Source organism: Mangrovivirga halotolerans, assembly GCF_026241165.1.
GTDB lineage: Bacteria > Bacteroidota > Bacteroidia > Cytophagales > Cyclobacteriaceae > Mangrovivirga > Mangrovivirga halotolerans.
Genome location: NZ_JAPFQN010000006.1, coordinates 155,492 through 179,282 on the forward strand (window position 1 = coordinate 155,492; position 23,791 = coordinate 179,282).

At 36.8% G+C, this 23,791-nt stretch carries 21 protein-coding genes; 6 read left to right on the plus strand and 15 right to left on the minus strand.

Translation table 11 applies throughout. The features are described from left to right. Positions 1-293: 293 nt before the first annotated feature. Together queG and ruvB are read right to left on the minus strand one after the other, a co-directional pair. The gene (gene queG, locus OO013_RS11490; RefSeq protein WP_266056953.1) at positions 294-1,229 is read right to left on the minus strand and encodes a tRNA epoxyqueuosine(34) reductase QueG; all 936 of its coding nucleotides are present in this window, start codon (positions 1,227-1,229) and stop codon (positions 294-296) included. Then, a complete protein-coding gene (ruvB, locus tag OO013_RS11495; RefSeq protein WP_266056954.1) occupies positions 1,222-2,259 on the minus strand; it encodes a Holliday junction branch migration DNA helicase RuvB in 1,038 nt (345 codons plus the stop codon). The genes queG and ruvB overlap by 8 nt, the downstream gene beginning before the upstream one ends. A 92-nt stretch (positions 2,260-2,351) precedes the next feature. On the opposite strand from ruvB, the gene OO013_RS11500 reads away from it, so the two are divergent. Genes OO013_RS11500 through OO013_RS11510 form a run of 3 tightly spaced genes read left to right on the plus strand, consistent with a single transcriptional unit; the run spans position 2,352 to position 4,893 of the window. After that, entirely contained in the window at positions 2,352-3,392 is a 1,041-nt protein-coding gene (locus OO013_RS11500; RefSeq protein WP_266056955.1) for an FAD:protein FMN transferase, read from the plus strand. Between the two features lie 3 nt (positions 3,393-3,395). Next, positions 3,396-4,136, plus strand: a complete 741-nt coding sequence (locus OO013_RS11505; RefSeq protein WP_266056956.1) for an SAM-dependent methyltransferase — start codon at positions 3,396-3,398, stop codon at positions 4,134-4,136. Between the two features lie 4 nt (positions 4,137-4,140). After that, positions 4,141-4,893: a ZIP family metal transporter gene (locus OO013_RS11510; RefSeq protein WP_266056957.1), complete on the plus strand. Its 753-nt coding sequence runs from the start codon at positions 4,141-4,143 to the stop codon at positions 4,891-4,893. Positions 4,894-4,980: 87 nt separating this feature from the next. Here the strand turns inward: OO013_RS11510 and OO013_RS11515 are convergent, their stop codons facing one another. Together OO013_RS11515 and OO013_RS11520 are read right to left on the minus strand one after the other, a co-directional pair. Further along, the gene (locus tag OO013_RS11515; protein WP_266056958.1) at positions 4,981-7,371 is read right to left on the minus strand and encodes a ribonucleoside-diphosphate reductase subunit alpha; all 2,391 of its coding nucleotides are present in this window, start codon (positions 7,369-7,371) and stop codon (positions 4,981-4,983) included. 81 nt (positions 7,372-7,452) lie between these two features. Next, entirely contained in the window at positions 7,453-8,448 is a 996-nt protein-coding gene (locus tag OO013_RS11520; protein ID WP_266056959.1) for a ribonucleoside-diphosphate reductase small subunit, read from the minus strand. Between the two features lie 863 nt (positions 8,449-9,311). On the opposite strand from OO013_RS11520, the gene rplU reads away from it, so the two are divergent. Together rplU and rpmA are read left to right on the plus strand one after the other, a co-directional pair. After that, complete coding sequence (gene rplU / locus OO013_RS11525) at positions 9,312-9,620, plus strand: 50S ribosomal protein L21 (protein WP_137088941.1); 309 nt, start codon at positions 9,312-9,314, stop codon at positions 9,618-9,620. A 12-nt stretch (positions 9,621-9,632) separates the two neighbouring features. Then, the gene (rpmA, locus tag OO013_RS11530) at positions 9,633-9,896 is read left to right on the plus strand and encodes a 50S ribosomal protein L27 (protein WP_266056960.1); all 264 of its coding nucleotides are present in this window, start codon (positions 9,633-9,635) and stop codon (positions 9,894-9,896) included. Between the two features lie 107 nt (positions 9,897-10,003). Here rpmA and OO013_RS11535 read toward each other — a convergent pair whose 3' ends face one another. The 10 genes from OO013_RS11535 to pgi all read right to left on the minus strand — a co-directional run bounded on the left by OO013_RS11535 (position 10,004) and on the right by pgi (position 22,449). After that, the gene (locus OO013_RS11535; protein WP_266056961.1) at positions 10,004-12,217 is read right to left on the minus strand and encodes a S9 family peptidase; all 2,214 of its coding nucleotides are present in this window, start codon (positions 12,215-12,217) and stop codon (positions 10,004-10,006) included. Positions 12,218-12,248: 31 nt separating this feature from the next. Further along, a complete protein-coding gene (locus tag OO013_RS11540) occupies positions 12,249-12,854 on the minus strand; it encodes a rhomboid family intramembrane serine protease (RefSeq protein WP_266056962.1) in 606 nt (201 codons plus the stop codon). 2 nt (positions 12,855-12,856) lie between these two features. Then, positions 12,857-13,840: a polyprenyl synthetase family protein gene (locus OO013_RS11545; RefSeq protein WP_439651842.1), complete on the minus strand. Its 984-nt coding sequence runs from the start codon at positions 13,838-13,840 to the stop codon at positions 12,857-12,859. Further along, on the minus strand, positions 13,833-16,001 hold the full coding sequence (gene rnr, locus OO013_RS11550) for a ribonuclease R (RefSeq protein ID WP_266056963.1): 2,169 nt from the start codon (positions 15,999-16,001) through the stop codon (positions 13,833-13,835). Before rnr ends, OO013_RS11545 begins: the two co-directional genes overlap by 8 nt. 21 nt (positions 16,002-16,022) lie before the next feature. Continuing rightward, a complete protein-coding gene (locus OO013_RS11555; protein ID WP_439651843.1) occupies positions 16,023-17,855 on the minus strand; it encodes an ABC transporter ATP-binding protein in 1,833 nt (610 codons plus the stop codon). 93 nt (positions 17,856-17,948) lie between these two features. Then, the gene (locus OO013_RS11560; protein ID WP_266056964.1) at positions 17,949-18,668 is read right to left on the minus strand and encodes a ribonuclease H-like domain-containing protein; all 720 of its coding nucleotides are present in this window, start codon (positions 18,666-18,668) and stop codon (positions 17,949-17,951) included. Beyond that, a complete protein-coding gene (locus tag OO013_RS11565; RefSeq protein ID WP_266056965.1) occupies positions 18,669-19,064 on the minus strand; it encodes a hypothetical protein in 396 nt (131 codons plus the stop codon). It lies immediately after the preceding gene. Next, on the minus strand, positions 19,061-19,795 hold the full coding sequence (gene lipB / locus OO013_RS11570; RefSeq protein ID WP_266056966.1) for a lipoyl(octanoyl) transferase LipB: 735 nt from the start codon (positions 19,793-19,795) through the stop codon (positions 19,061-19,063). The genes OO013_RS11565 and lipB overlap by 4 nt, the downstream gene beginning before the upstream one ends. A 5-nt stretch (positions 19,796-19,800) precedes the next feature. Further along, positions 19,801-20,784 carry a type I phosphomannose isomerase catalytic subunit gene (locus OO013_RS11575; RefSeq protein ID WP_266056967.1) on the minus strand — a complete coding sequence of 328 codons (984 nt, stop codon included), beginning with the start codon at positions 20,782-20,784 and terminating at the stop codon, positions 19,801-19,803. 12 nt (positions 20,785-20,796) lie between these two features. Continuing rightward, positions 20,797-22,449, minus strand: coding sequence for a glucose-6-phosphate isomerase (gene pgi / locus OO013_RS11580; RefSeq protein ID WP_266056968.1), 1,653 nt, complete (start codon positions 22,447-22,449; stop codon positions 20,797-20,799). A gap of 73 nt (positions 22,450-22,522) precedes the next feature. Between pgi and OO013_RS11585 the strand changes: the two genes are divergently transcribed. Further along, the gene (locus OO013_RS11585) at positions 22,523-22,882 is read left to right on the plus strand and encodes a YraN family protein (RefSeq protein ID WP_266056969.1); all 360 of its coding nucleotides are present in this window, start codon (positions 22,523-22,525) and stop codon (positions 22,880-22,882) included. Here OO013_RS11585 and OO013_RS11590 read toward each other — a convergent pair. After that, a complete protein-coding gene (locus OO013_RS11590; RefSeq protein ID WP_266056970.1) occupies positions 22,861-23,739 on the minus strand; it encodes a toxin-antitoxin system YwqK family antitoxin in 879 nt (292 codons plus the stop codon). The genes OO013_RS11585 and OO013_RS11590 overlap by 22 nt on opposite strands. Between the last annotated feature and the right edge of the window lie 52 nt (positions 23,740-23,791).

The following is a 23,791-nucleotide window of genomic DNA, read 5'->3' on the forward strand; positions in this document are numbered from 1 at the left end:
AATGATTAAAAAAATTGTAAATTATACTGATTGACTTAACAAAAATTAACCCCTAAAACGATATTTGCCCATGAAAATGCTAGAGTACGTTAAAACAATCTTATCAAAGGTAAGTTTTAACCGCGAACTATTTGAAAAGGAGTTAAAAAAAGCATTAAACATGTTATTGCCAAGAGAAATACACCAGCTAAAGAAATGGTGTTACCGTAGATTTTACACTAAATACCCTTTAGTACTTCAAAAAGTTTTTGTTAAATAAAATAGAAAAGCTACCTCAGGGTAGCTTTTTCATTTTACCTTTTTATAAATTCTATATTTCTTTTCAAACCGGTAAATTTTGTTCTTTTAACGGGCGATTTTCTAAAAACTTCATTAAATATTTCCTGAGTCATTTCGTGCCATTCCTGCTTAGTGGCATTTTGAATAAAATCATTTGGAAGGAAATCTTTTTCATGATGAGCAGTAGCAAATCTATTCCATGGACATACTTCCTGACATATATCACAACCGAAGATCCAATCATTCATTTTGCCTGAAAATTCAGCAGGAATATCATCTTTAAGCTCAATTGTGAGGTAGGATATGCACTTACTACCATCTACAAGTCCTGATTGAGGAATTGCATCAGTCGGACAGGCATCCATACATGCCGTACAGGTACCACAATAATCTTTTGTCGGGGCATCCGGGATTAACTCAAGATCAATGATCAGCTCAGCGAGAAAAAAATAACTACCCATAGACCGGTTTAATAACAAACTGTTTTTTCCAATCCAGCCTATTCCACTTTTCTCTGCCCAGGAACGTTCCATCACAGGCGCAGAATCTACAAATACACGACCATCTACCTCACCAACTTTTTTTTTCAGATCGTGAACTAGTTCCCGAAGTTTATCTTTTATTACATAATGATAATCTTTACCATAGGCATAACGAGCTATTTTATAAGTGTCTTCTCTCTGATGCTTTTCTTCAGGCGGGCAATAATTATAAATAAGACTAACGACACTTTTGGCTCCAGGCACTAATAAAGTTGGGTCGAGACGTTTATCAAAATGATTTTCAAGATAAGACATTTTACCCTGATAGCCCCTTTTAAGCCATTCTTCAAGCCGGCCAGCTTCAGATTCCAGAAACTCCGCTTTGGATATGCCACAAAATGAAAAGCCATAATCCGAAGCAAGCTTTTTAAGTATTTCAGTATTTTTTACAGCTTTAATACTACTCATCTGTATCGAATAAACTTCCTAGTCTACCCGGCATGTTGATATTGAGATGCTTATATGCAAGTGGAGTTGCTTGTCTACCCCTTGCGGTTCTTTTGATATATCCTTCCTGGATCAGGAAGGGTTCATATACTTCCTCAATAGTTTCACCGTCTTCACCACAAGCTGTTGCGATCGTAGTAATTCCGACCGGGCCACCGTTAAACTTCTCGATAATGGTTAGAAGTATCCGGTTATCCATCAAGTCGAGACCATTTTTATCAACTTCCAAAGCATTAAGAGCCATTTCTGCAATCCCTTTGGTGATCGTTCCATCTCCTTTCACTTGGGCGAAATCCCTGGTTCTTCGTAGAAGATTATTTGCGATCCTGGGTGTACCCCTGCTCCGTCCCGCAATTTCTCCCGCTGCATTGTCTTCGATCGGTGTAGAAAGTATTCCGGCAGATCGCTGAACTATAGTTTTCAACATGTCAGCATCGTAATACTCTAATCTTGCATTGATACCAAATCTCGCCCGCAGTGGGGAAGTCAGTAAACCTGACCTGGTAGTTGCTCCGATTAAAGTAAAAGGATTAAGGCTAATCTGTACGGTTCGTGCAGAAGGGCCACTATCCAACATGATATCTATTTTATAATCCTCCATAGCTGAGTACAAATATTCTTCAACTATTGGATTCAACCTGTGAATCTCATCGATGAACAAAACATCATTTGGCTCCAGGTTGGTTAATAATCCCGCAAGATCACTTGGTTTATCTAAAACAGGACCCGAACTGATCTTTATATTTGCTCCAAGTTCATTGGAGATAATATGCGACAGGGTAGTTTTTCCCAGGCCGGGAGGGCCGTGAAGTAAAACGTGATCCAGTGCTTCTTCTCTCTTCCTTGCAGCCTCAACAAAAATCTTGATGTTTTCAACTACTTTCCGTTGCCCGGTAAAGTCTTCAAAAGATAAAGGTCGTAATGCCTTTTCGATCTCTTTATCTCCGGGACTTAAAAAATTCTTATCTGGCTGTAAATATTCCTCTCTCATTCCTAACAGGATTCTCTATTATACAAAAGTAAGCAACTAAGCAGGATTTTCATAAATTGACTTGTAAATTGCAACATAATTGCAAAAAGAAAATGATCAACAACCGAATTAAAAACGCGATATATACTGTTGTATTGCTTGTAGCTATTTTTGTTGTCTATCAGTGCCGTAACCAGGAAAAGACAGACAACGAAACTAATTTAGTAGCTGTTACTGGCAAAACCATGGGTACTTATTATAATATAAAGTACCTTGATAGTCTTGAAAGGAACTTTAAACCAATAATAGACTCTACCCTGGAAATTTTTAATGAAAGTTTATCAACTTATATCCAGGACTCAGAGATCAGCGTATTCAACAGGCAGGACTCACTGGCTTTTGATCTTCCTTATTTTTATCCTGTATTAAAAAGATCCGAAATTATTTACCGGAAAACAAACGGAGCTTTTGATCCAACTGTAATGCCACTGGTAAGACTTTGGGGCTTTGGACCTGATGAAATGGCAAATGTAGATAGTACTGATATCGAAAACGCTCTTGACCAAGTAGGCTTCAACATGATTCAATTCACTGAAAATTACGTAGTTAAGGAGAAAGAAGGAGTTGAATTAGATTTTAGTGCCATTGCCAAAGGATATGGTGTTGATGTAATTAGTGAACTACTAATTAATGAAGGAGTAGATAATTTCCTTGTTGAAATTGGCGGTGAAGTCCGATGCAAAGGAGTTAATCACGAAGGGCAACCCTGGGCCGTTGGAATTGACAGACCAATGGAAAATGCTGAACAGGGAAAAAACATGAGTGCGATTGTTAACCTGAAAAATCAGGCATTAGCCACATCAGGAAACTATAGAAACTTTTATGTTAAGGATGGAATAAAATATGCTCACACGATCAGTCCTATTACTGGCTACCCGGTTTTTCATCAATTATTAAGTGCTTCAGTAATAGCTGAAGAGTGCATGACAGCTGATGCTTATGCTACAGCTTTTATGGTTTCAGGATTAGAAAAAAGTAAAGAAATTGCTGAAAAAGAAAATCTCCAGGTTATTTTAATTTACAATGATCAGGAAGGAAAATATAAAACATATGTCAGTCCTTCACTGGAAGAAAACATCAAACTAATAGAGTAATTCATGGGAAATAATAAAGAATGGTTTGATGAGTGGTTTGACTCTCCTTATTACCACATTCTATATAAACACAGAGACCACGAAGAAGCCCGGTTTTTTATTGATAACCTGGCAAGGGTTCTGAATTTTAACAACGGCGAAAAGATATGCGACCTTGCCTGTGGTAAAGGAAGGCATTCAATTTACCTGAATAGCCTGGGCATGGATGTAACAGGGCTTGATCTTTCTGCTGAAAATATTGCTAAGGCTAATAAATTCGCAAACGACACCCTCAAATTCAGACAACACGACATGCGTGAAAATTTTGCTGATGAGGAGTTTGATTATGTTGTCAATATGTTTACCAGCTTTGGGTACTTTAAATCAGAAGACGAAGACCAGGCTGTGATCGATGCTGTATATAAAGCATTAAAACCAGGAGGGAAATTTGTTTTAGATTTCCTGAATCCTTATACCATTATTAACAGCCTTACTCCGCAAGAGCATAAAAACCTTGAAGGTGTTGACTTTCACATCACTAAGGAATTTGATGAGCAAAGTTGTACTATCATTAAAGAAATCAAAATCGAAGATGATGGTGATATTCATGAATATGAAGAAAGAGTTAAAGCGATAAGAAGAATTGAATTTCTGGATCACTTCAGAAAGGCTAATTTCAAAGTGAAAGAAATATGGGGAGATCATGATCTTTCTCCTTATGAAGCAACATCCAGTGAAAGAATGATCTTTTTATTAGAGAAATAAAGTAATGATTTTAAACGCCATCATTTTAATACTTTTTACGGTAGGTGCCGGTTTGACTGCCTTTTATTTTGGTAATAAAAAACTGACATTTTATAAACCAGCCCTGACTTTTGGAGGTGCATATCTTTTCTCCATTACCATAACCCATATTCTACCCCAGGTTTATTACATAAATAATAGTGCCTCACTGACATTAGGCATATTTATATTAGGAGGATTTTTTCTTCAGTTATTATTAGAAAACTTATCCCACGGGATAGAGCATGGGCACCGTCATGCTTTTGATATAGAAAGCAAACCATTTCATCCCACAGCCATTAGTTTAATGATAGGGTTGTGTATTCATTCTATTTTGGAAGGAACATTGATCGGACATCCGTATACAATCCAGCATCATCATAACCATGGAGATGGAAGCGTCCTGATTGGAATTTTACTGCACAAAATGCCCGCTGCTTTTGCATTAACGCTTGTGCTTTGGGAAAGTGTTAAGAGTAAAAAAACTGCAGTGATCTACCTTGCTATCTTTTCAATAATGTCTCCGTTGGGTATGATTTCAGAATACTGGTTGGGTATGAATAACTTGGTCACACCTGAAAGCATGAGCTATGTATATGCATTAGTAAGTGGTAGCTTTTTACAAATATCCACTACGATATTTTATGAGACTTCGCCGGAACATAAGATCAATCCAACCCGGTTTATAGTAGCTTTAGCTGGAGCAACATTAGCCATATTGACGGAATTCATATTCTAAATGCTAGAAAAATATAATAGGTCTGAAATTAAAAAAAGCCATTTCGTTTGAAATGGCTTTTCTATTTAAAGATGTTAATCTGCTAAATTAACCGCTGCAAGACTCGCAATTTTCCGGATCGTCCAGAGAACAAGCCATGTCATTACGTTTTTGTAGTGCTTCAGCTTCTCTTTCTTCCAATGATTTAGCTGTTGGTCCCTCTTCCTGAGCCTTCGATTTCTCAACAGTAAACTGGATAGCTGAAGTTGCAGCTTTAGATCTTAAGTAGTACATACCTGTTTTAAGACCTTTCTTCCATGCATGGAAGTGCATTGAAGTCATTTTACCAAAGTTAGGATTATCCATATGGATATTTAAACTCTGACTCTGGCAGATGTATGGTCCACGATCCGCAGCCATTTCAAGGATCTGCTTCTGAGAGATTTCCCAGACAGTCTTATAAAGATCTTTAATTCGCTGAGGAATTTCAGGCATATTTTGAATAGAACCATTTGCTTCAATCAGTCTATTCTTCATTTTATCATTCCAGATACCCAACTCGATCAGGTCTCTCATCAGGTGTTTATTAACAACAATAAATTCACCTGAAAGAGTACGACGAGTATAAATATTAGAGGTATATGGCTCGAAACACTCATTGTTTCCTAGTATTTGAGAAGTACTGGCAGTTGGCATCGGAGCCACTAATAATGAGTTACGAACACCATTCTTTTTAACTCTTCTCTTAAGGTCCGTCCAATCCCATCTTCCTGATTTTGGATTAACGCCCCACATATCAAACTGGAAAATACCTTTTGAAACCGGTGATCCTTCGTATGTCTGATATGTACCTTCTTCGATAGCCATCTCCATAGAAGATTCCATGGCAGCATAATAAATTGTTTCGAAGATATCTTCATTAAGGCTTTTAGCTTCTTCAGAATCAAATGGATAACGCAATAACATAAAGGTATCAGCCAGACCCTGAACCCCCAGACCAATTGGTCTGTGTCGCATATTTGAGTTTTTAGCCTCTTCAACAGGGTAGTAGTTTCTATCAATAACCTTGTTAAGGTTTTTAGTTACTACCTTGGTGATTTCATAAAGCTTCTGATGATCAAATTTACCATCAGTAACAAATTTAGGAAGGGATAGAGAAGCCAGGTTACATACAGCAACTTCATCAGGTGCTGTATACTCGATGATCTCAGTACATAAGTTACTTGACTTAATTGTACCAAGATTTTTCTGGTTTGATTTTTTATTTGCAGCATCCTTGTAAAGCATGTAAGGAGTTCCTGTTTCAATCTGAGACTCAAGAATCTCAAACCAAAGTTCCTGTGCTTTTACAGTCTTTCTGCCTTTACCTTCTTTTTCATATTTAGCATAAAGCTTGGCAAATTCATCACCATATGCCTCGTGCAGTCCCGGAGCTTCATCAGGGCTGAAAAGAGTCCAGCTCCCATTCTCTTCCACACGCTGCATGAATAAATCGGGAATCCATAGCGCATAAAAAAGATCTCGGGCTCTGAGTTCTTCTTTACCATGATTTTTCTTTAGATCAAGGAAAGAGAAAATATCAGCATGCCATGGCTCTAGGTAGATGGCAAAACTACCTTTACGTTTTCCACCACCTTGGTCTACATATCTGGCAGTCATATCAAAGTTTCTTAACATCGGAACGATACCGTTTGAAACTCCATTTGTTCCTTTAATATAAGCACCGGTTGCACGAACATTATGGATGCTTAGACCGATACCACCTGCAGATTGCGATATTTTAGCACATTGCTTAAGGGTATCGTAAATACCGTCAATGCTGTCATCTTTCATGGTTAATAAAAAGCAGCTTGACATTTGTGGCTTAGGAGTAGCCGCATTAAATAATGTCGGAGTTGCATGGGTAAACCATTTTTCAGATAACAGATTATATGTTTCAATTACTGAATCCAGATCATCCATATGGATTCCAACAGCAACACGCATCAACATATGCTGTGGACGCTCCACAATTTGACCATCTAGCTTGAGTAAGTATGATTTTTCTAAAGTCTTGAACCCAAAATAATCATAATTGAAGTCCCTGTCATAAATGATAGCTGAATCTAACAGGGCTGCATTTTTCCTGATTACTTCATACGCTTCTTTTGAAATCAATGGAGCATGATCTCCAGTATTTTTATCTTCATATGTATACAAGCGTTTCATTGTATTTGAAAATGATTTGCTTGTAACCTTATGAAGGTTTGAAATAGCTATTCTGGCAGCCAGAATCGCAAAATCAGGATGTTTAACAGTTAAACTTGCAGCTGTTTCAGCAGCCAGGTTGTCCAATTGGACAGTGGTAACACCATCATAGATACCAGAAATTACTTTTTTAGCAATGTCAACCGGCTCTATGTAGTTACGGTCCAATCCGTAACATAAACGTTCGATACGCGCAGTAACTTTATCAAATTTTACTGATTCACGCCTTCCGTCTCTTTTAACTACATACATTTGGGCTCAGGTTTTAATTTTTTAGCAGATAAATTAATCTTTATCAAGATATAAACTTAAAATAAATTTTATAAGATTTTTTTAAAAATCTTCATCAAGACTGAAGCGAGGTTTGTCTCCTCCTGACTTGTCTTGCATTACGCCAGCTTTTTGATAATCACCAACTCTTTTTTCAAAGAAGTTTGTCTTACCCTGAAGAGATATCATCTCCATGAAATCAAAAGGATTTGTTGCATTATAAACTTTTTCGCATTCAAGCTCACTCAATAATCTGTCAGCTACAAATTCAATGTATTGACACATCAAGTCAGCATTCATTCCGATTAGTTTAACTGGTAATGCATCAGTAACAAATTCCTTTTCGATTTCTACTGCATCAGTAATGATCTCTCTTATTTTATCTTTGGATAATTTGTTCTTAACGTGATTGTTATAAATGAGACAAGCAAAATCACAGTGCAGACCTTCGTCTCTGGATATCAACTCATTAGAGAAACTCAACCCTGGCATAAGACCTCTTTTCTTCAACCAGAAGATCGAACAGAAACTTCCGCTGAAGAAAATACCTTCAACTGCAGCAAATGCTACCAATCTCTCTTGAAAGCTTCCGTTATCAATCCATCTCAACGCCCAGTCAGCTTTCTTTTTAACACAATCCATCGTCTCGATTGCGTTGAATAAATAATCTTTTTCTTTACCATCTTTTACATAAGTATCGATCAATAAAGAATATGTTTCCGAGTGAATATTTTCTATTGCAATCTGAAAACCGTAAAAGAATTTGGCTTCAGTATATTGTACTTCTGCAACAAAGTGCTCAGCAAGATTTTCATTTACTATACCATCACTGGCTGCGAAAAACGCAAGTACGTGTTTAATGAAATGTCTTTCGCCGTCATTCAGGTTTTCCCAGTCTTTCAAATCCTGGCTCAGATCAATCTCTTCTGCAGTCCAAAAACTTGCTTCAGCTTTCTTATAAAATTCCCAAATATCATTGTGTTGAATTGGAAACAACACAAATCGGTCTGGATTGTCTTGTAAGATTGGCTCGTCAACGTTTTTATTTACTTCACTCATAATAATTAGTCAGGTTTTTTAGATACAAACAGTCTTAACACGCAACTGTTGTGCGATTCTTATACTTATCTAAATAAAATCAATATCGTAGTGATTTTGATGGCTGTCGAATAATCTCTCAGGGTGTAAACCTCCCTCGCGTTTTTCCCTGTAGCCACCATCTGATACTGTTACAAAATTGTAAAATGAATACATAAAATCAAAGTAAGATTTCAACAAAAAAATATTCGATTAATGGTCTTGATTTTATAATTTTTTTTTAATATCATCTATGTTTAACTGATTGATTTTCAATTGATTAATGTTATTTATCTATTTTCAATGCTTGTGTCCTTTTCTGTCATTTAATGGCTGTTTTTCGAGTTTGATTTATTAAGAATTCTTAAATAAAAAAGTCTTTATTGATGTTTTCAAAACTGAACAATTTTGACTCAATTTTTTTTTATTCTTTTGCTGAAAAAAATTTTTTTTGATCAATTTTCAGAAAAAATTCCGTTCTTTTTCAGGGTATTTTTGTCTCTTTTACTCAAAATTATCTCTCTGATTATCCGAAATAGAGAAATCCAACCCTTTTGAAAACTTTACAAACCAACGACTCTCTTAAATTAGCATTTATATTAAGAAAACCCAATAAAAGAAACGATAAAAAGTCAAGTATGTTGTCAAAAATAAATAAGATTTGATTTTTAATATTCCAGAAATACCTTATGAATTATTATACCTTAATATATAGAGCAGGAATATTTTTGATAGTAAAATTTCAAACTCCAACTAACTAATTATCATAAAGTTTAAGCATTTCTTTGTTTTATTTTATTAGTTGACTATTTTTGCAGACCATTTAAAAATGTAAAGTTTTTATCATGTACGCAATTGTAGAAATAGCCGGAAAGCAGTTCAAAGTAACGCAAGACCAGTCTATTTACGCTCCAAAGATGGAGGGTGAGGCAGGCGCTTCCGTAGAGTTTGACAAAGTATTGTTGACTGACGACAATGGCACCGTAAGTATCGGAGAGCCAACAGTAAAAGGTGTAAAAGTTAGCGGTAAAATCGTTGAGCACGTGAAAGGCGATAAAATTATCGTATTTCACAAGAAAAGAAGAAAAGGTTACCGTAAGAAAAACGGACACCGCCAGCAGTTCACTAAAGTATTAATTGAAAAAATAGCTTAAACGAATTAAACTATGGCACATAAGAAAGGAGCCGGTAGTAGTAAAAACGGTAGAGAGTCGGAAAGTAAACGACTAGGCGTAAAAATATACGGTGGCCAAAACGCTATCGCAGGAAACATCATCGTTCGTCAGCGTGGTACTAAGCACCACCCGGGTGAAAATGTAGGTATGGGTAAAGACCACACCTTATTCGCTCTTACTGACGGAACTGTTGAGTTCAAGAAAAGTCGAAACAGATCTATCGTTTCTGTTACTAATGGAACGGCAGAAGCTTAAGAAAGCTACGAAAAAAACAAAAGCTCTTCTCTAAATAGGGAAGAGCTTTTTTTATGACTAATTTTAATAAAAATAAAAACCCGGAGATTTCTATCCCCGGGCATTTCTTAATTCAAATTTTGTTTATTACTTCTCAAATACTTATTCAAGTAATCTACATACTGCTGATATAATAGCACGTAGCTTGGGCCACTATAAGCAACTCCATGCGCTCCCGGAGGATAAATTCTCAGGTCAGCATCTTTGCCATTGTCTATTAGCTTCTTTACTAGCTGGAAAGTGTTTTGAACATGTACGTTCTCATCCATTGTACTGTGTGCGATAAACATATGGCCATCAAGGTTGCCTGCATAAGATTGCGGACTCGCATTAAACCATTTCTCATCATTGCCATCGATTAATCCCATATATCGTTCAGCGTAAATGCTATCATATAGTCTCCAATCTGTAACTGGAGCACCAACCAATGATACCTTGAAAATTCCTGGATGTCTTAGCATAGTCATTGATGACATATACCCTCCATAACTGTGCCCTCTGATTGCCATATTCTCACCATCTATCCAATCATGGATTTCGGAGAGATATTTTACTGTAGACACAAAGTCTTTACTTTCATAATTCCCCAGGTCTTCATAAACGATTTTTTCAAAGGCTGAACCATAACCCCCACTTCCTCGGTTGTTCACACTTACTATTACATATCCTTCCTGGGCAAGATATTGTTCCCAGCCATTAGTGGCAAAATCATTATAAACAGATTGTGCTCCAGGACCTCCATATATATTTAATACTAACGGATATTGTTTTGTCTCATCAAAATCTACTGGCTTGATAATATATCCATCCAGTTTGGTTCCATCATCAGAGGTAAATGAAAAGAGCTCTTTTTGAGAATAAACATGCTCCTTTACATATTCTTTAACTGATTCATTGTCTACAAAATGCTTGACCGTGTTATTCTTCTTAACATCTTTTAAAATCACCTGTCTCGGTGTATTGACATTACTGTAATAATCAAGATACATCTCTGAAGAAGGAGAAAAGTCTATTTTATGTCGACCTGGCTCGCTCGTCATTTTCGTTTTCTTCTTTCCATTGAACTTTATGCTATATAAATGCCTTTCCAATGGAGACTCCTCTGTTGAACTATAATAGATCGTTTTTGATTTAGGGTTTACCTCGTGTACAAAAACAACTTCCCAGTTACCATCAGTTACCTGGTTGATCAATTCACCGTTGTAATCATACCGATAAATATGACTGTATCCATCTCTGTCTGATATCCAGAAAAACTCTTCTGTATCTTCAGGGAAAAAGAATAAATGATCTATACCAGCAAAAAAGTCAAAAACATCAATCCAGGCATCTGACTTTTCTTCAAAAACCACCTTTGAATCACCAGACTTTATATCCGACATAAACAGTTTCAAATGGTTTTGCTTTCTGTTCATATGAACTATTGCAAGTTTGGAATCGTCAGCTGTCCAGTAAATTCTTGGAATGTAATCATCATTCATCGGGATCTTCATCCATTCTTTGGATCCTGAAGAAATGTCAATTACACCAATCCTTACTTTCGGATTAGTATCACCAACTTTTGGATATCTGATCTTTACGTAATCATTATGACCAACATTTTGATAATCAGTCATTCTGAATACCGGCACTTCTCTTTCATCTGACTGCCAGAAAGCTATATTTTTACTATCCGGAGACCATGACCATGCCTGTGCAAGACCAAATTCTTCTTCATATGCCCAGCCAAAACGACCATTGTAAAACTGATCTTCTGCATCATTAGTTAACTGAGTTTCTTTCTCTGCACTAAGGTCGTATACAAATAAATTCCCACCTCTTTCATACCCGACTTTTGAACCATCCGGAGATAATTCAGCAGTTTGAGCATCTTTAGCTACTAACTTGAAACTCTCCTCTTCCAGACTATACAGGAAATAATCAGATATTCCTGACCTTCTCCAAACCGGCCTGAAATTGGTTTTAAAAAGAATAAATTTAGAATCCTTTGACCACTGAAATGAGTTATAAGTAAACTCTGTGGCAGTGTTTGGAAATGTCTTACCTGATGGATCGAATATGACACTTTCACTTCCTGTAGAAGGATCATATTGCTTAATAATATTTCCATCCATAAAAGAGAACTGCTCTCCTTCATTGATCCAATTGACACTCGCCGGTCCAGATTGACCAGATAGTTTTCCGGCATTGTATAAAGCATCTCTCAGGTCACTATATCTCTCTTGAGCGTTTAAAGCGATAAAAGAGATAAAAAACAATACAGCTATAAAACGTTGCTTCATGAATTTATCTTGGTTTATTGTTGTTTACTAGTTAAAATAATTCACCCAAAAATGACCCCAGAAGGCCAGGTTCAAGTATCAAGGTAAATATTATACCAAAAACCGCACCATAAAAATGCGCATCGTGATTGATCTGATCCTTTGCATTCCTTGTCTGGTACCATGAATAAAGTAAAAAGAGTCCTCCGAAAACTATTCCGGGAACAGGAATAAAAAACACATATATATTATTCATCGGATCAAATAAAATACTTGAAAAAATCACTGCAGCTACTGCTCCGGAAGCACCCAGGCTGTTATATCCCGGATTCTCTTTGTGCTTAAGAAATGTTGGAATTTCAGATACTATTATCGCAACCAGATAAAGTCCCAGGAATACATATGGGGCTGAATCACCAACAAGCATCCTAAAATAATATTGCTCCAGATTTCTACCGAAAAAATAAAGAGTGAACATATTAAAGCCCAGATGCACATAATCAGAATGAATAAATCCAGACATCAGAAACCTGTCATACTGGTTGTTTCTTTTAACCTGATATGGATTCATCATCCATCGATGATATTTATCCGGATTATTCCAGGCATAAAAACTGATTATTACCGTAATGGCAATTATTATTATTGTAAGACTCATAATTAACTTTCTCTTTGAATCAGTGCGTTCGCCAGCAACCTGATTTTATCCTTTTTACTTTCAGCAACAGGGAAGTGATCAAGGTTATTGAATGCTTTATTGAAATAATCATTCATTCTCTCTTCGATGGCTTCTTTAATACCTAACCTGTTGTATAATTCAGTTACCGCTTTTACTTTTTCTTCATTGTCAAAATCTTTGGCTTTAAGCCAATCTTCAAGTTCTTTCTTATTATCACCTTCTGCTCTTCTTATCGCTTCTATAAGGAGCATGGTTTTCTTGTTGGCAATAATGTCTCCACCCACCTGTTTACCAAATTTTTTCTGATCGGCATATACATCCATCAGATCATCCTGAAGCTGAAAACCAATACCAAGGTTTATACCAAAATCTCTTATTTGGCGACAAACCACCTCTGTAGCCCCGGCAATTTCTGCTCCTACTTCCAGTGCGAAGCCTAAAAGAACTGAGGTCTTTTTCCTAATCATCTCCAGGTATTCGGACTCAGTAACATGATCGCTGGTTTCGAAATTCATATCTTCTTGTTGTCCTTCGCAAACTTCTGCTGCACAAACATTGAATTTGCCCAGGATGGATTTTAGCTTTTGAGGGTCGACATCAAGCTCAAGAAAATGATCGTATACTTTCACTAGCATTACATCTCCGGACAGGATACCGACATTTTCGTTCCATTTATTATGAACTGTCGGTTTTCCTCGTCGCAATGGTGCTTCATCCATAATATCATCATGAACAAGGGTGAAATTATGAAAAAGCTCCACAGCAACTGCTGCAGGCATGGCCTTTTCAATATCGTCGGAAAAAAGCTTATAACCCAAAAGAGTAAGCAATGGTCTCATTCGCTTACCCCCTAGATTCATTATATATTTTATCGGATCATACAGTTCTACCGGTTGATGTGGTAGGGACATGTCATCGATGTGCTTGTTTAGCTCTTCAATGAGCGGATCGAATTTTTCAATCATTATTCACTAATTCGAGATCTATGTTTCGTTTATCTAAATCTGTTCTTACTACCTTAACTTGCATTTTATCTCCAAGGGTAATAATTCGTTTATTTTTCTGACCTATAAGGCGCATATTTTTCTCGTCAAACTCATAGTAGTCATCTTCCAGGTCTGAGACACGAATCATCCCTTCACAGGCTGTATCTATAATTTCTATATATACACCCCAATCGGTAACTCCTGATACGATTCCTTCGAAATCTTCACCAATGTGGTCTGACATATACTCAACCTGCTTATATTTTATACTCGCCCGTTCGGCTTCGGTAGCTCTTCGCTCCATTTCAGAACTATGTCTACACCTGTTTTCATAGAGTCCCTTTTCAGCTGACTCATTATCATCCAGATATCGTTGTAATAATCTATGCACCATCACATCCGGATAACGTCTGATAGGTGATGTAAAGTGAGTATAATGGTCAAAAGCCAAACCAAAATGACCTTTTGGCTCCGTGGTATAGATAGCTTTAGCCATCGTTCGGATAGCAAGTGACTCTAAAATATTCTGCTCAGGCTTCCCTTCAATATCATCCATCAGGCTATTCATGGCCTTGGCAATATTGTCCGAATTGAGATTTAATTTATGACCAAATCGACCAGCAAATTTACTGAATGTTTCGAGTCTGTCCGGATCAGGATTATCATGCGTACGATAGACGAATGTCAGTTTATCATTCCCTTTTTTCTTATGATAAACTTTTTCAGCCACTGATTTATTGGCAAGCAGCATGAATTCCTCAATCATCTTGTGAGCATCTTTTCTCACCTTTGGAATAACACCAAGTGGCTTTCCTTCCTCATCGAGCTTGAATTTCACTTCAACTGTTTCAAAGTTGATTGCACCTTTATTGTATCTTTTTTGTTTTAGTTCCTTGGCTATATTATTTAGAGTCCGTACTTCATGAGCAAACTCACCTTCTTTTCCTTCGATCAGTTCCTGTGCATCTTCATATGCAAACCTCTTGTCTGAATGAATTATTCCTCTACCAAACCATTTTTCCTTTACATCTCCTTCGGCATTCATCTTGAATGTTGCTGAAAATGTAAGCCTGTCTTCGTTTGGTCTTAATGAACATAGATCGTTTGAAAGCCTTTCCGGTAACATTGGAATAGTTCTATCCACAAGATACACTGATGTTGCCCTGGAAAATGCTTCCTTATCAAGAATGCTATCAGGTGTCACATAGTGTGAAACATCAGCTATATGAACTCCTATTTCGTACATCCCATCTCCAAGATCAATAAAGCTTAAGGCATCATCAAAATCTTTAGCGTCAGCAGGGTCGATGGTAAATGTTGTTGTATCTCTAAAATCTCTTCGCTTAGCTATTTCATCCTTAGTAATTTCACCAGGGATCTTATCTGCTGCTTCGACAATCTTATCTTCAAATTCAAATGGCAAACCGAACTCAGCCATGATACTATGCATTTCTGCAGTATTATCTCCGGCTTTACCAAGTATATTAACTACTTCTCCGATTGGGCTTTTTTCATCTTCAGGCCAGCTTATTATCCTGACAATAACTTTATCATTATTCTGAGCTCCTTTGAGTTTACCTTTATGCACAAAAATATCAGTGTGCATCCTTTTATTATCAGGTATAACAAATGCAAAGCGATCGCCCATATCAAGTCTGCCGACGAACTCCATTCGAGACCGTTTAATAATCTGAACTACTCGTCCCTCAGGATTTCGCCCGTCAACTCCTTCTTTAAAAACCTGGACTTCTACTTCGTCTCCATCAAGTGCCTGCCCCATATCTCTGGAAGATACCTTGATATCATCCTCTTCGCCTTCTACTACAATAAAACCAAATCTTGGATTTACAAAGTCAACCTTTCCAGTTAATAATTCCCCTTCAAATATAGAAGTGTAATACCCTTTACCGGTTTCCCTGATTTTTTCATCGAGCTCTAAGTCCACAAGGGCGTGAACAACCATTGCTCTGGCTTTCTTATTATCTGCTCCTGTTTTTCGGGCTATTTGTTTTTCGGTAAATGCCTTACCGGAATTGCTATTTAATAATTGGAGTATCTTATTTTTATAAAATTCAATATTATCCTTTGTGCGCTTTTTCTTTGAACGCTTATTACTTTTTCCTTTTCTTTTTCTACTCATGTTGTGAATATTTTTTTCACATTAATAACCGTATGTGTCGGTTTTTGCTTTTCGCTGGAGAGTACGCCTTCGTATATCTTCGATATTACCATGTGGGATAGCATTCATTAATTTGATGGTATAATCAGATTTTGGCGCATCATATATACTTTCTGAAAATCCTGACTCAACTATCTTGCCATCATTCATAACCATGATGCGATCTGCCATAAATTTTACTACCGACAGATCGTGTGAGATAAAGATATAAGTAAAGTCGTGATTTTCCTTAAGTCTGTTGAGAAGATTCAGTACCTGGGCCTGAACAGACACATCAAGTGCTGAAACCGACTCGTCGCAAATTATGAACTTAGGGTCTACAGCTAAAGCCCGGGCAATCACAATTCGCTGCCTCTGACCTCCGCTGAACTCATGGGGATATCTGGTATAGAAATTTGGAGAAAGCCCTACCTCTTCAAGAAGATTTTCCGCTATACTTCTTCTTTCTTTATCAGAGGAACCAATCTTATGAAATCGCATCGGTTCTACAATCGCATCTCCAATGGTTTGTCTTGGGTTTAATGACGAGTAAGGGTCCTGAAAGATAATCTGCATATCTTTTCGTAGCTGCATCATTTCTTTCTTATTATAATCCAGTATGTTCTTGCCAAAGAAAAGAACCTCTCCTTCTGTTGGTTCGATAAGCCTCATCATGCTTCGCCCCAGGGTTGTTTTGCCACATCCTGACTCTCCTACAAGACCTAGCGTTTCTCCTTCGAAAACCTTAAAGCTTACATCGTCGACTGCTTTAATAACTTCTTTACTCTTTTTAAAGATTCCTTCTCTTACTGGAAAATAAGTTTTTAAATTCTTAACCTCTATTATGGGTTGATCCTTCAGCATTTTTAATTGCTTCTCCTGGATCTCATCTTCTGTTACCAGGTTACTCAGAACTGCAAATGCCGCAGATTTATATTTTGAATCTTTCTTTTCAACAATTTCACCTTCCGGGTTCACTTCCATAAAGTCAGAAACTGTTGGCAACTCTCTCAGTTTCACATCAAGTCTTGGTCGACATGCAAGTAATCCTTTTGTATAGGGGTGCTGAGGATTATTAAAAATGTTAAAAATAGGCCCTTGTTCTACGATCTTTCCCTGATACATTACAACCACCTTATCTGCGATATCAGCGATAACACCTAAATCGTGAGTAATGAAGATGGTTGCCATATCATTATCCTCGCTCAATTCTTTCATGAGGTCTACTATACTTTTCTGAACTGTTACGTCCAGAGCGGTTGTAGGCTCGTCGGCGATTAGAACTCTCGGATCACAAGACATTGCCATAGCGATCATCACCCGTTGTTTCTGGCCTCCGGATATCTGGTGCGGATATGTATCAAATATTTTTTCAGGACGCGGTAGTTTTACTTTCTTAAATAAATCTATTGTTCTGACCTTAGCTTCTTTTCTACTTACATTTCTGTGGAGCATTATAGCTTCCATTACCTGATCGCCGCAAGTGTATACCGGGTTTAATGAACTCATTGGTTCCTGAAAGATCATAGCAATATCTTCACCCCTGATCTTTCTCATTGTTTTTTCATCGACTTTGGTTACGTCAACTGGCCCAAGGCCTGGACTATTTAATATAATATCACCACCTTCTATCGATGCTTGTGGTTTAGGCAACAGCCCCATCATAGTAAGGGCAGTTACTGACTTTCCAGACCCACTTTCTCCAACTATCCCTATTGTTTCACCCTTATGAATCGTAAAACTGATATCATCCACTGCTTTCACTACTCCTCTTTTGCTAGTGAAATGGGTTTTAAGATTTTTTACATCAAGAATTACATTTTCCTTCATCGCCATCGCTCAAATATTAAAAAGTGGTTGGAATATATTAGCTCCACCTATTTTATACAGGAGCCTAAAATACTAAATCCGCATGAGTTATAAAACGGATCAAACGTATTGTGTTGTACTGATGTCAGTCTTACCGATTAATTTCAGATAAATATGCATCATAACCTCCACATCTTGCATGCAATAGGTAGATATAGCATCAAGATTATTATCAGTGTAATAAGCAGAATGAATCTTACTCCCGTCTAAATTGCTCTTACTGGTTGGGATATCAAATATTGCAGCTAATGCCTCTAGCGAAGTAAAATTTTTTCGATCGCCAAACTTCCAGTAATCCATTGTATCAAGATGTTGCACCTCCCAGGGCTTTTTTCCCGCAAGGTTTAATACATACGGAATCTCCACTTGATTAATTACCATTCGTCTACACAAATAGGGGAAATCAAACTCCTTTCCATTGTGGGCACACAAATAAAGTTTGTCCTGATTAAACTTTTCTCTTACAAGGTTGGAAAACTGGTGTAATAGTTCCTTTTCATCATCATTGTTCAAATGGGTAATTCGCATTTGCCATTCATCATCAATCTTTCTGATCACTCCTAACCCGATGCAAATGACTTTCCCGAACTCAGCATAAATGGCTGCTTTCCTACTCCATAATTCTTCAGGAGTATAAGCTTCAGAATCACGCAAAGTTTCAGCCTTCCTGATCCATATTTTTTGCATTCGCTCCGAAAGCAAATTAAAATCAGGTTCTATTGCTGCTGTTTCTATGTCTAAAAATAAAATATGGTTAAGAGGTGGTTGAAATATTTCCATTTATAATTTACTGATGACCACTTCTTCTCCGATCTCTTCTATATATTCAGTATCATCTTTGTTAATAGAGCCGGATTTAAATGTGATTACACCGTCATAAAGTTGATTTTCTTTAAAATAAGTTATTTTAAATTCATTATCCAACTTAAAAACCTCTTCAACCATCGATTCGAAAGCAACAGCTTTACCAGGACCAACACTATCAATAATGTGTCTTAAAACTGAGGTTTTAACTTCTTTACCTTCAATCTCTCCCATACCACAGGAATTAATCAACACATTTTTTAAACAGGCATCATGAAAGTTGATAAAATAAGCTTGCCATTCGCCAGTCCTTTGTTTTGATAATGCTACTCCTATCTTTTCAGCCTTTCGTTCTAAAATATCTTTTTTCATGCCTCCTCGATAGGTTTTTTCAATTCCATTTCAAATATTTCTATTAAATGCTTTTGTACCTTCTCTTTTATTTCCGTCATATCTACTTCTCGTCCTAACTCCTTGTCTAATGAAGTTACAGCTTTATCGTCAATCCCGCACGGAATAATATGACCAAAATATCCAAGATTTGCATTTACATTGAAAGCAAACCCATGCATAGTGACCCATCGGCTAGACTTAACTCCCATAGCACAAATTTTCCTGGGATTTTTTTGCTCTTTGTGATCCAGCCACACTCCGGTAAGGCCATCTATCCTCCCGGCTTCAATCCCGTACTCTTCCAATGTCTTAATTATAGCTTCTTCCAGAAATCGCATGTATTTATGAATGTCTGTAAAGAAATTTTCCAGATCTATGATCGGATATCCAACAAGTTGGCCCGGACCATGGTAAGTAATGTCCCCTCCACGGTTAATTTTATAGTAGGTTGCCTCATTTTGTTTTAAACCTGTTTCATCCAGTAACAAATTCTCTGGCTTTCCACTTTTTCCAAGGGTATAAACGTGGGGATGTTCACAAAATATGAGGTAATTATTGGTTTTTGTTTGCTCCTCAACAGGCAATTTCCTATTAGCAATCTTCTGATCTACAGACCGCTTAAACATTACTTCCTGTTGATCCCAGGCCTGCTGATAATCAATCAGACCCCAATCAATTATTTGTACTTCTTTATTTATTATTTCATTCATTTCTTTTACAAAATGCAGGACTTTAACGCTTTGGCTACATCATTATTGGGCTCAAGAATAACTTCTTCACATCCTGCGGGTAACAATATGGATTCACCTTTTTTAAGTTCGTATTTTTTGTCCTGATAGGTAATTATGAATTCTCCTTCAATCCCCATCAATACAACAAACGAATCAATCGATTTAGGGTTTATGCTATAATGGTTATCCACCTCTAACAAAGTAGTTGTGAAATACTCGTTTGACACCAATGTAACTTCTGAATCCTTTTGAGCTACAGGATGAATTCTGTACTGTTCTTTTAATTCGTAATCTAATGCTTCATATGAATCTTCCAGATGGAGCTCTCTTTTGTTACCTTCCTTGTCAACCCGGTTGAAATCATAAATCCGATATGTTATATCAGAGCTTTGTTGTATTTCAGCAAGTAAAATTCCTTGCCCTATGGTATGAACTCTCCCTGCAGGTATATCAAAAACATCTCCTGGTTTGACTGTATGTTTCAACAATACTTCTTCTACCTTACCCTCTTTTACCTTTTCTTTCAATTTATCTCTGCTCATTTCCTCAATAAAACCGGAAACAAGGGTGGAGCCCTTCTCTGCATCAATGATGTACCACATTTCATTTTTACCAAAAGGTAATCCATGCTTTTTTTGAGCTAATTCATCATTGGGATGCACCTGAACAGAAAGATCTTTATTAGCATCGAGGAATTTAAAAAGCAAAGGAAATTCTTTGCCATATTTCTTATAAACCTTCTTACCCAGAAACCCAGCAGGATCCTTGTCAATAAGACTGGTTATTTTCATGCCATCAAAATCACCACCACTAACAACACTTTCATCACCCGGACATCCAGAGATTTCCCAGCTTTCCCCAATAGTATCTGATTCCTCAATTGGTTTATTAAGTACTGTTTTTAGTTTATTCCCTCCCCATATTTTTTCCTTTAAAATGGGATGAAATTTTAATGGCTCAAATTTCATATACTAAAAAAATTATTTCCTGAAATCTTTATATGCGTTAATTAATCCATTTGTTGAAGGATCATGAGTAGTGATTTTATTTTCGTTTTCTAATTCAGGAAGAATATTTTTAGCTAGTTGCTTACCTAATTCTACCCCCCACTGATCGAAACTAAAAATATTCCATATCACGCCTTGTACAAACACTTTATGCTCATACATCGCTATTAAAGATCCGAGTGTCTGTGGATCAAGTTCTTTAAATAATATTGAGTTGGTTGGACGATTTCCTTCAAATATTTTAAAAGGAAGTAAAAACTCTATTTCATCTTCAGTTTTACCAGCTGATTTCAACTCACCTCTTACTTCTTCTTCTGTTTTGCCTTTCATCAAAGCTTCAGTTTGAGCAAAATAATTAGAAAGGAGCTTTTGATGATGGTCTCCAATATGATTGTGAGTTTTAGCCGGAGCAAGAAAATCACATGGTATCAATTTGGTTCCCTGGTGTATAAGTTGGTAAAAAGCATGCTGTCCGTTAGTGCCTGGTTCACCCCAGATAACTGGCCCTGTTTGATAATTAACATTTTTTCCTGCCCGATCTACGTATTTACCATTACTTTCCATATCTCCCTGCTGGAAATAAGCAGCAAAACGGTGCATGTATTGATCATAAGGCAGAATGGCAAGCGATTCTGCTCCAAAAAAGTTATTGTACCAAATGCCCAGTAAAGCCAGGATTACTGGTAAATTTTTATCAACCGGAGATGTTCTGAAATGCTCATCCATTTCATGAGCCCCTTTTAATAAGGCTTCAAAATGATCAAACCCGATGGTACAGGCAATTGATAAACCAATAGCCGACCACAAAGAGTATCGACCACCAACCCAATCCCAAAACTCAAACATATTCTCCGGATCTATTCCGAATTCCTGAACAGCCTCAGTATTGGTACTCAAAGCCACAAAGTGTTTTTTCACTGCTTCTTTGTTATCTGCAGCCCGTAGAAACCATGCCTTTGCTGTCTCAGCGTTGGTCATTGTTTCCTGGGTTGTAAAAGTTTTAGAAGCAATTATAAATAAGGTGTTTTCAGGGTTTACAGACTTTAAAACCTCTGCAATATGTGATCCATCAACATTTGACACATAATGTGTTTTAATATGTGGAACTGCATATGGCTTAAGTGCTTCAGTCACCATATAAGGACCAAGATCACTACCTCCGATCCCTATATTAACGATATGTTCTATTCTTTTTCCAGTAAACCCTTTCCATTCGCCACTTATTACTTTTCCGCTAAAAGCCTTCATCTTGTCAAGAACTCTGTTTACCTCTGGCATCACATCTTCTCCATCAACTTTTACCGGGTTTCCAGAGCGATTTCTTAATGCGGTATGTAATACTGCCCTTCCTTCGGTTTCGTTTATATGATCGCCAGAAAACATTGACTTTATGGCATCGCCTAGCTGGCATTCCTCTGCAAGCTCATTTAGCAGGGACATTGTTTCTCCTGTAATTCTATTTTTAGAATAATCAAGCAAGATATTATTAAAGCGAACAGAAAATTTCTCAAAGCGTTCCGGATCTTCAGTGAACATATCCTTCATATGCTCATTACTGATCTGTTTAAAATGAGATTCAAGCTTTTTCCAGCTTTTAGTTTCTATAGGATTGATTTTCGGTAGCATGTTCCTTGCTTTTTATTCTTATAATTAATGTCTATTGTGCTATATTAGTCGATTATCAACTATTAATGTAAAATTGGAAAGAATTTTTAATAGAAACAGGCAAATTGGTAATAAAGGTGAGGATAAAGCATCATTATTTTTAATTAGCCTGGGTTATGATATCCTTGATACAAATTACCGGCATCGAAGATCTGAGATTGACATTATTGCTATCAAAGATGGCACGATCCATTTTGTAGAAGTAAAAACAAGATCTGATAACAGATATGGTAATCCTGAAGAAGCAGTAACTAACAAAAAAATTGAATCAATTATGTCAGTAGCAGACCACTATGTTCATGAGAACAATTGGGAAGGAAACATTCAGTTTGATGCAATATCAGTATTGATGGGAAAAGAAATCAGAATTGATCATTTTGAAGACATTAGCTGAATATATTTTTCCGGAACTTCTGCATTGTAAACCGGATTATATTCAAATGTTAGCTTTCCTCTGACATCCCATTCTCTTAAAATATACGGGATGAAATCATTATCATATGGATTCTCTCTGTATTGGATTTGCCTTTTTCGCCGGCGCCGTTCATAATATTCTGTCCATACTCCAACTTTTTGGCCATTTTCATATTCGCCCATAACAGCTACCAAACCATTTTCATGAAAATAATAGTAGTAACCTTCTTTTTCTCCAAATTCGATTGGAATCACTTCTTTTAACTTCTTACGATCTGCATCGTAATAACTTGCATAAGAGTTTTTAGGCCATCCACGATAGTACTTTTCTTTATCCTTAAGGACATAATAGTCATACATTTTACCAAATGTTTCCCAACGACCATGTTTTGTACCCTTATAAAATATCCCCTCCATCAACGTATGTTCACTATTAAATTGACGGAAAGGCCCATGCAGTAGAGGACCCAGTTCGTAGGTATATTTATCAGGTGTGGTAACCTTTATACGCCTTTCATCATGACTGTAATAATGTATGTCCCTGACGTATTTATTGGGTGTTTCTTTCTCCTTTAGTATATAAAATTTCTCATAAACCACTTTCTGACCAACACCCCTTTTGGTGAACATTTTTCTGGTTTTAATGCCATAAAAAACCTTCTTCTTTTTCTTTTTCTTAAGTTTTACCTCTTCTTCCTCCTCTTCTTCTTTTCCAATATCAAGATTTACTGATTCAGGGACATCAGAACTGATCACAGAATATTCATCATCCTGCGCTTTAATTGTAGCAGAAAATAAAAAGATTAGTATAGCTGATATATAAAGTGCTCGATTCATCTAATAATTATAAACGTATCAGATAGAAAAAGATTTCATCTGTCAGAACTGA

What these genes read in the sequence shown, in the direction of transcription:
- queG (WP_266056953.1), bottom strand. Translation starts at nt 1,229, where the DNA reads ATGAGTAGTATTAAAGCTGTAAAAAATACTGAAATACTTAAAAAGCTT.
- ruvB (WP_266056954.1), bottom strand. Translation starts at nt 2,259, where the DNA reads ATGAGAGAGGAATATTTACAGCCAGATAAGAATTTTTTAAGTCCCGGA.
- OO013_RS11500 (WP_266056955.1), top strand. Translation starts at nt 2,352, where the DNA reads ATGATCAACAACCGAATTAAAAACGCGATATATACTGTTGTATTGCTT.
- OO013_RS11505 (WP_266056956.1), top strand. Translation starts at nt 3,396, where the DNA reads ATGGGAAATAATAAAGAATGGTTTGATGAGTGGTTTGACTCTCCTTAT.
- OO013_RS11510 (WP_266056957.1), top strand. Translation starts at nt 4,141, where the DNA reads ATGATTTTAAACGCCATCATTTTAATACTTTTTACGGTAGGTGCCGGT.
- OO013_RS11515 (WP_266056958.1), bottom strand. Translation starts at nt 7,371, where the DNA reads ATGTATGTAGTTAAAAGAGACGGAAGGCGTGAATCAGTAAAATTTGAT.
- OO013_RS11520 (WP_266056959.1), bottom strand. Translation starts at nt 8,448, where the DNA reads ATGAGTGAAGTAAATAAAAACGTTGACGAGCCAATCTTACAAGACAAT.
- rplU (WP_137088941.1), top strand. Translation starts at nt 9,312, where the DNA reads ATGTACGCAATTGTAGAAATAGCCGGAAAGCAGTTCAAAGTAACGCAA.
- rpmA (WP_266056960.1), top strand. Translation starts at nt 9,633, where the DNA reads ATGGCACATAAGAAAGGAGCCGGTAGTAGTAAAAACGGTAGAGAGTCG.
- OO013_RS11535 (WP_266056961.1), bottom strand. Translation starts at nt 12,217, where the DNA reads ATGAAGCAACGTTTTATAGCTGTATTGTTTTTTATCTCTTTTATCGCT.
- OO013_RS11540 (WP_266056962.1), bottom strand. Translation starts at nt 12,854, where the DNA reads ATGAGTCTTACAATAATAATAATTGCCATTACGGTAATAATCAGTTTT.
- OO013_RS11545 (WP_439651842.1), bottom strand. Translation starts at nt 13,840, where the DNA reads ATGATTGAAAAATTCGATCCGCTCATTGAAGAGCTAAACAAGCACATC.
- rnr (WP_266056963.1), bottom strand. Translation starts at nt 16,001, where the DNA reads ATGAGTAGAAAAAGAAAAGGAAAAAGTAATAAGCGTTCAAAGAAAAAG.
- OO013_RS11555 (WP_439651843.1), bottom strand. Translation starts at nt 17,855, where the DNA reads ATGGCGATGAAGGAAAATGTAATTCTTGATGTAAAAAATCTTAAAACC.
- OO013_RS11560 (WP_266056964.1), bottom strand. Translation starts at nt 18,668, where the DNA reads ATGGAAATATTTCAACCACCTCTTAACCATATTTTATTTTTAGACATA.
- OO013_RS11565 (WP_266056965.1), bottom strand. Translation starts at nt 19,064, where the DNA reads ATGAAAAAAGATATTTTAGAACGAAAGGCTGAAAAGATAGGAGTAGCA.
- lipB (WP_266056966.1), bottom strand. Translation starts at nt 19,795, where the DNA reads ATGAATGAAATAATAAATAAAGAAGTACAAATAATTGATTGGGGTCTG.
- OO013_RS11575 (WP_266056967.1), bottom strand. Translation starts at nt 20,784, where the DNA reads ATGAAATTTGAGCCATTAAAATTTCATCCCATTTTAAAGGAAAAAATA.
- pgi (WP_266056968.1), bottom strand. Translation starts at nt 22,449, where the DNA reads ATGCTACCGAAAATCAATCCTATAGAAACTAAAAGCTGGAAAAAGCTT.
- OO013_RS11590 (WP_266056970.1), bottom strand. Translation starts at nt 23,739, where the DNA reads ATGAATCGAGCACTTTATATATCAGCTATACTAATCTTTTTATTTTCT.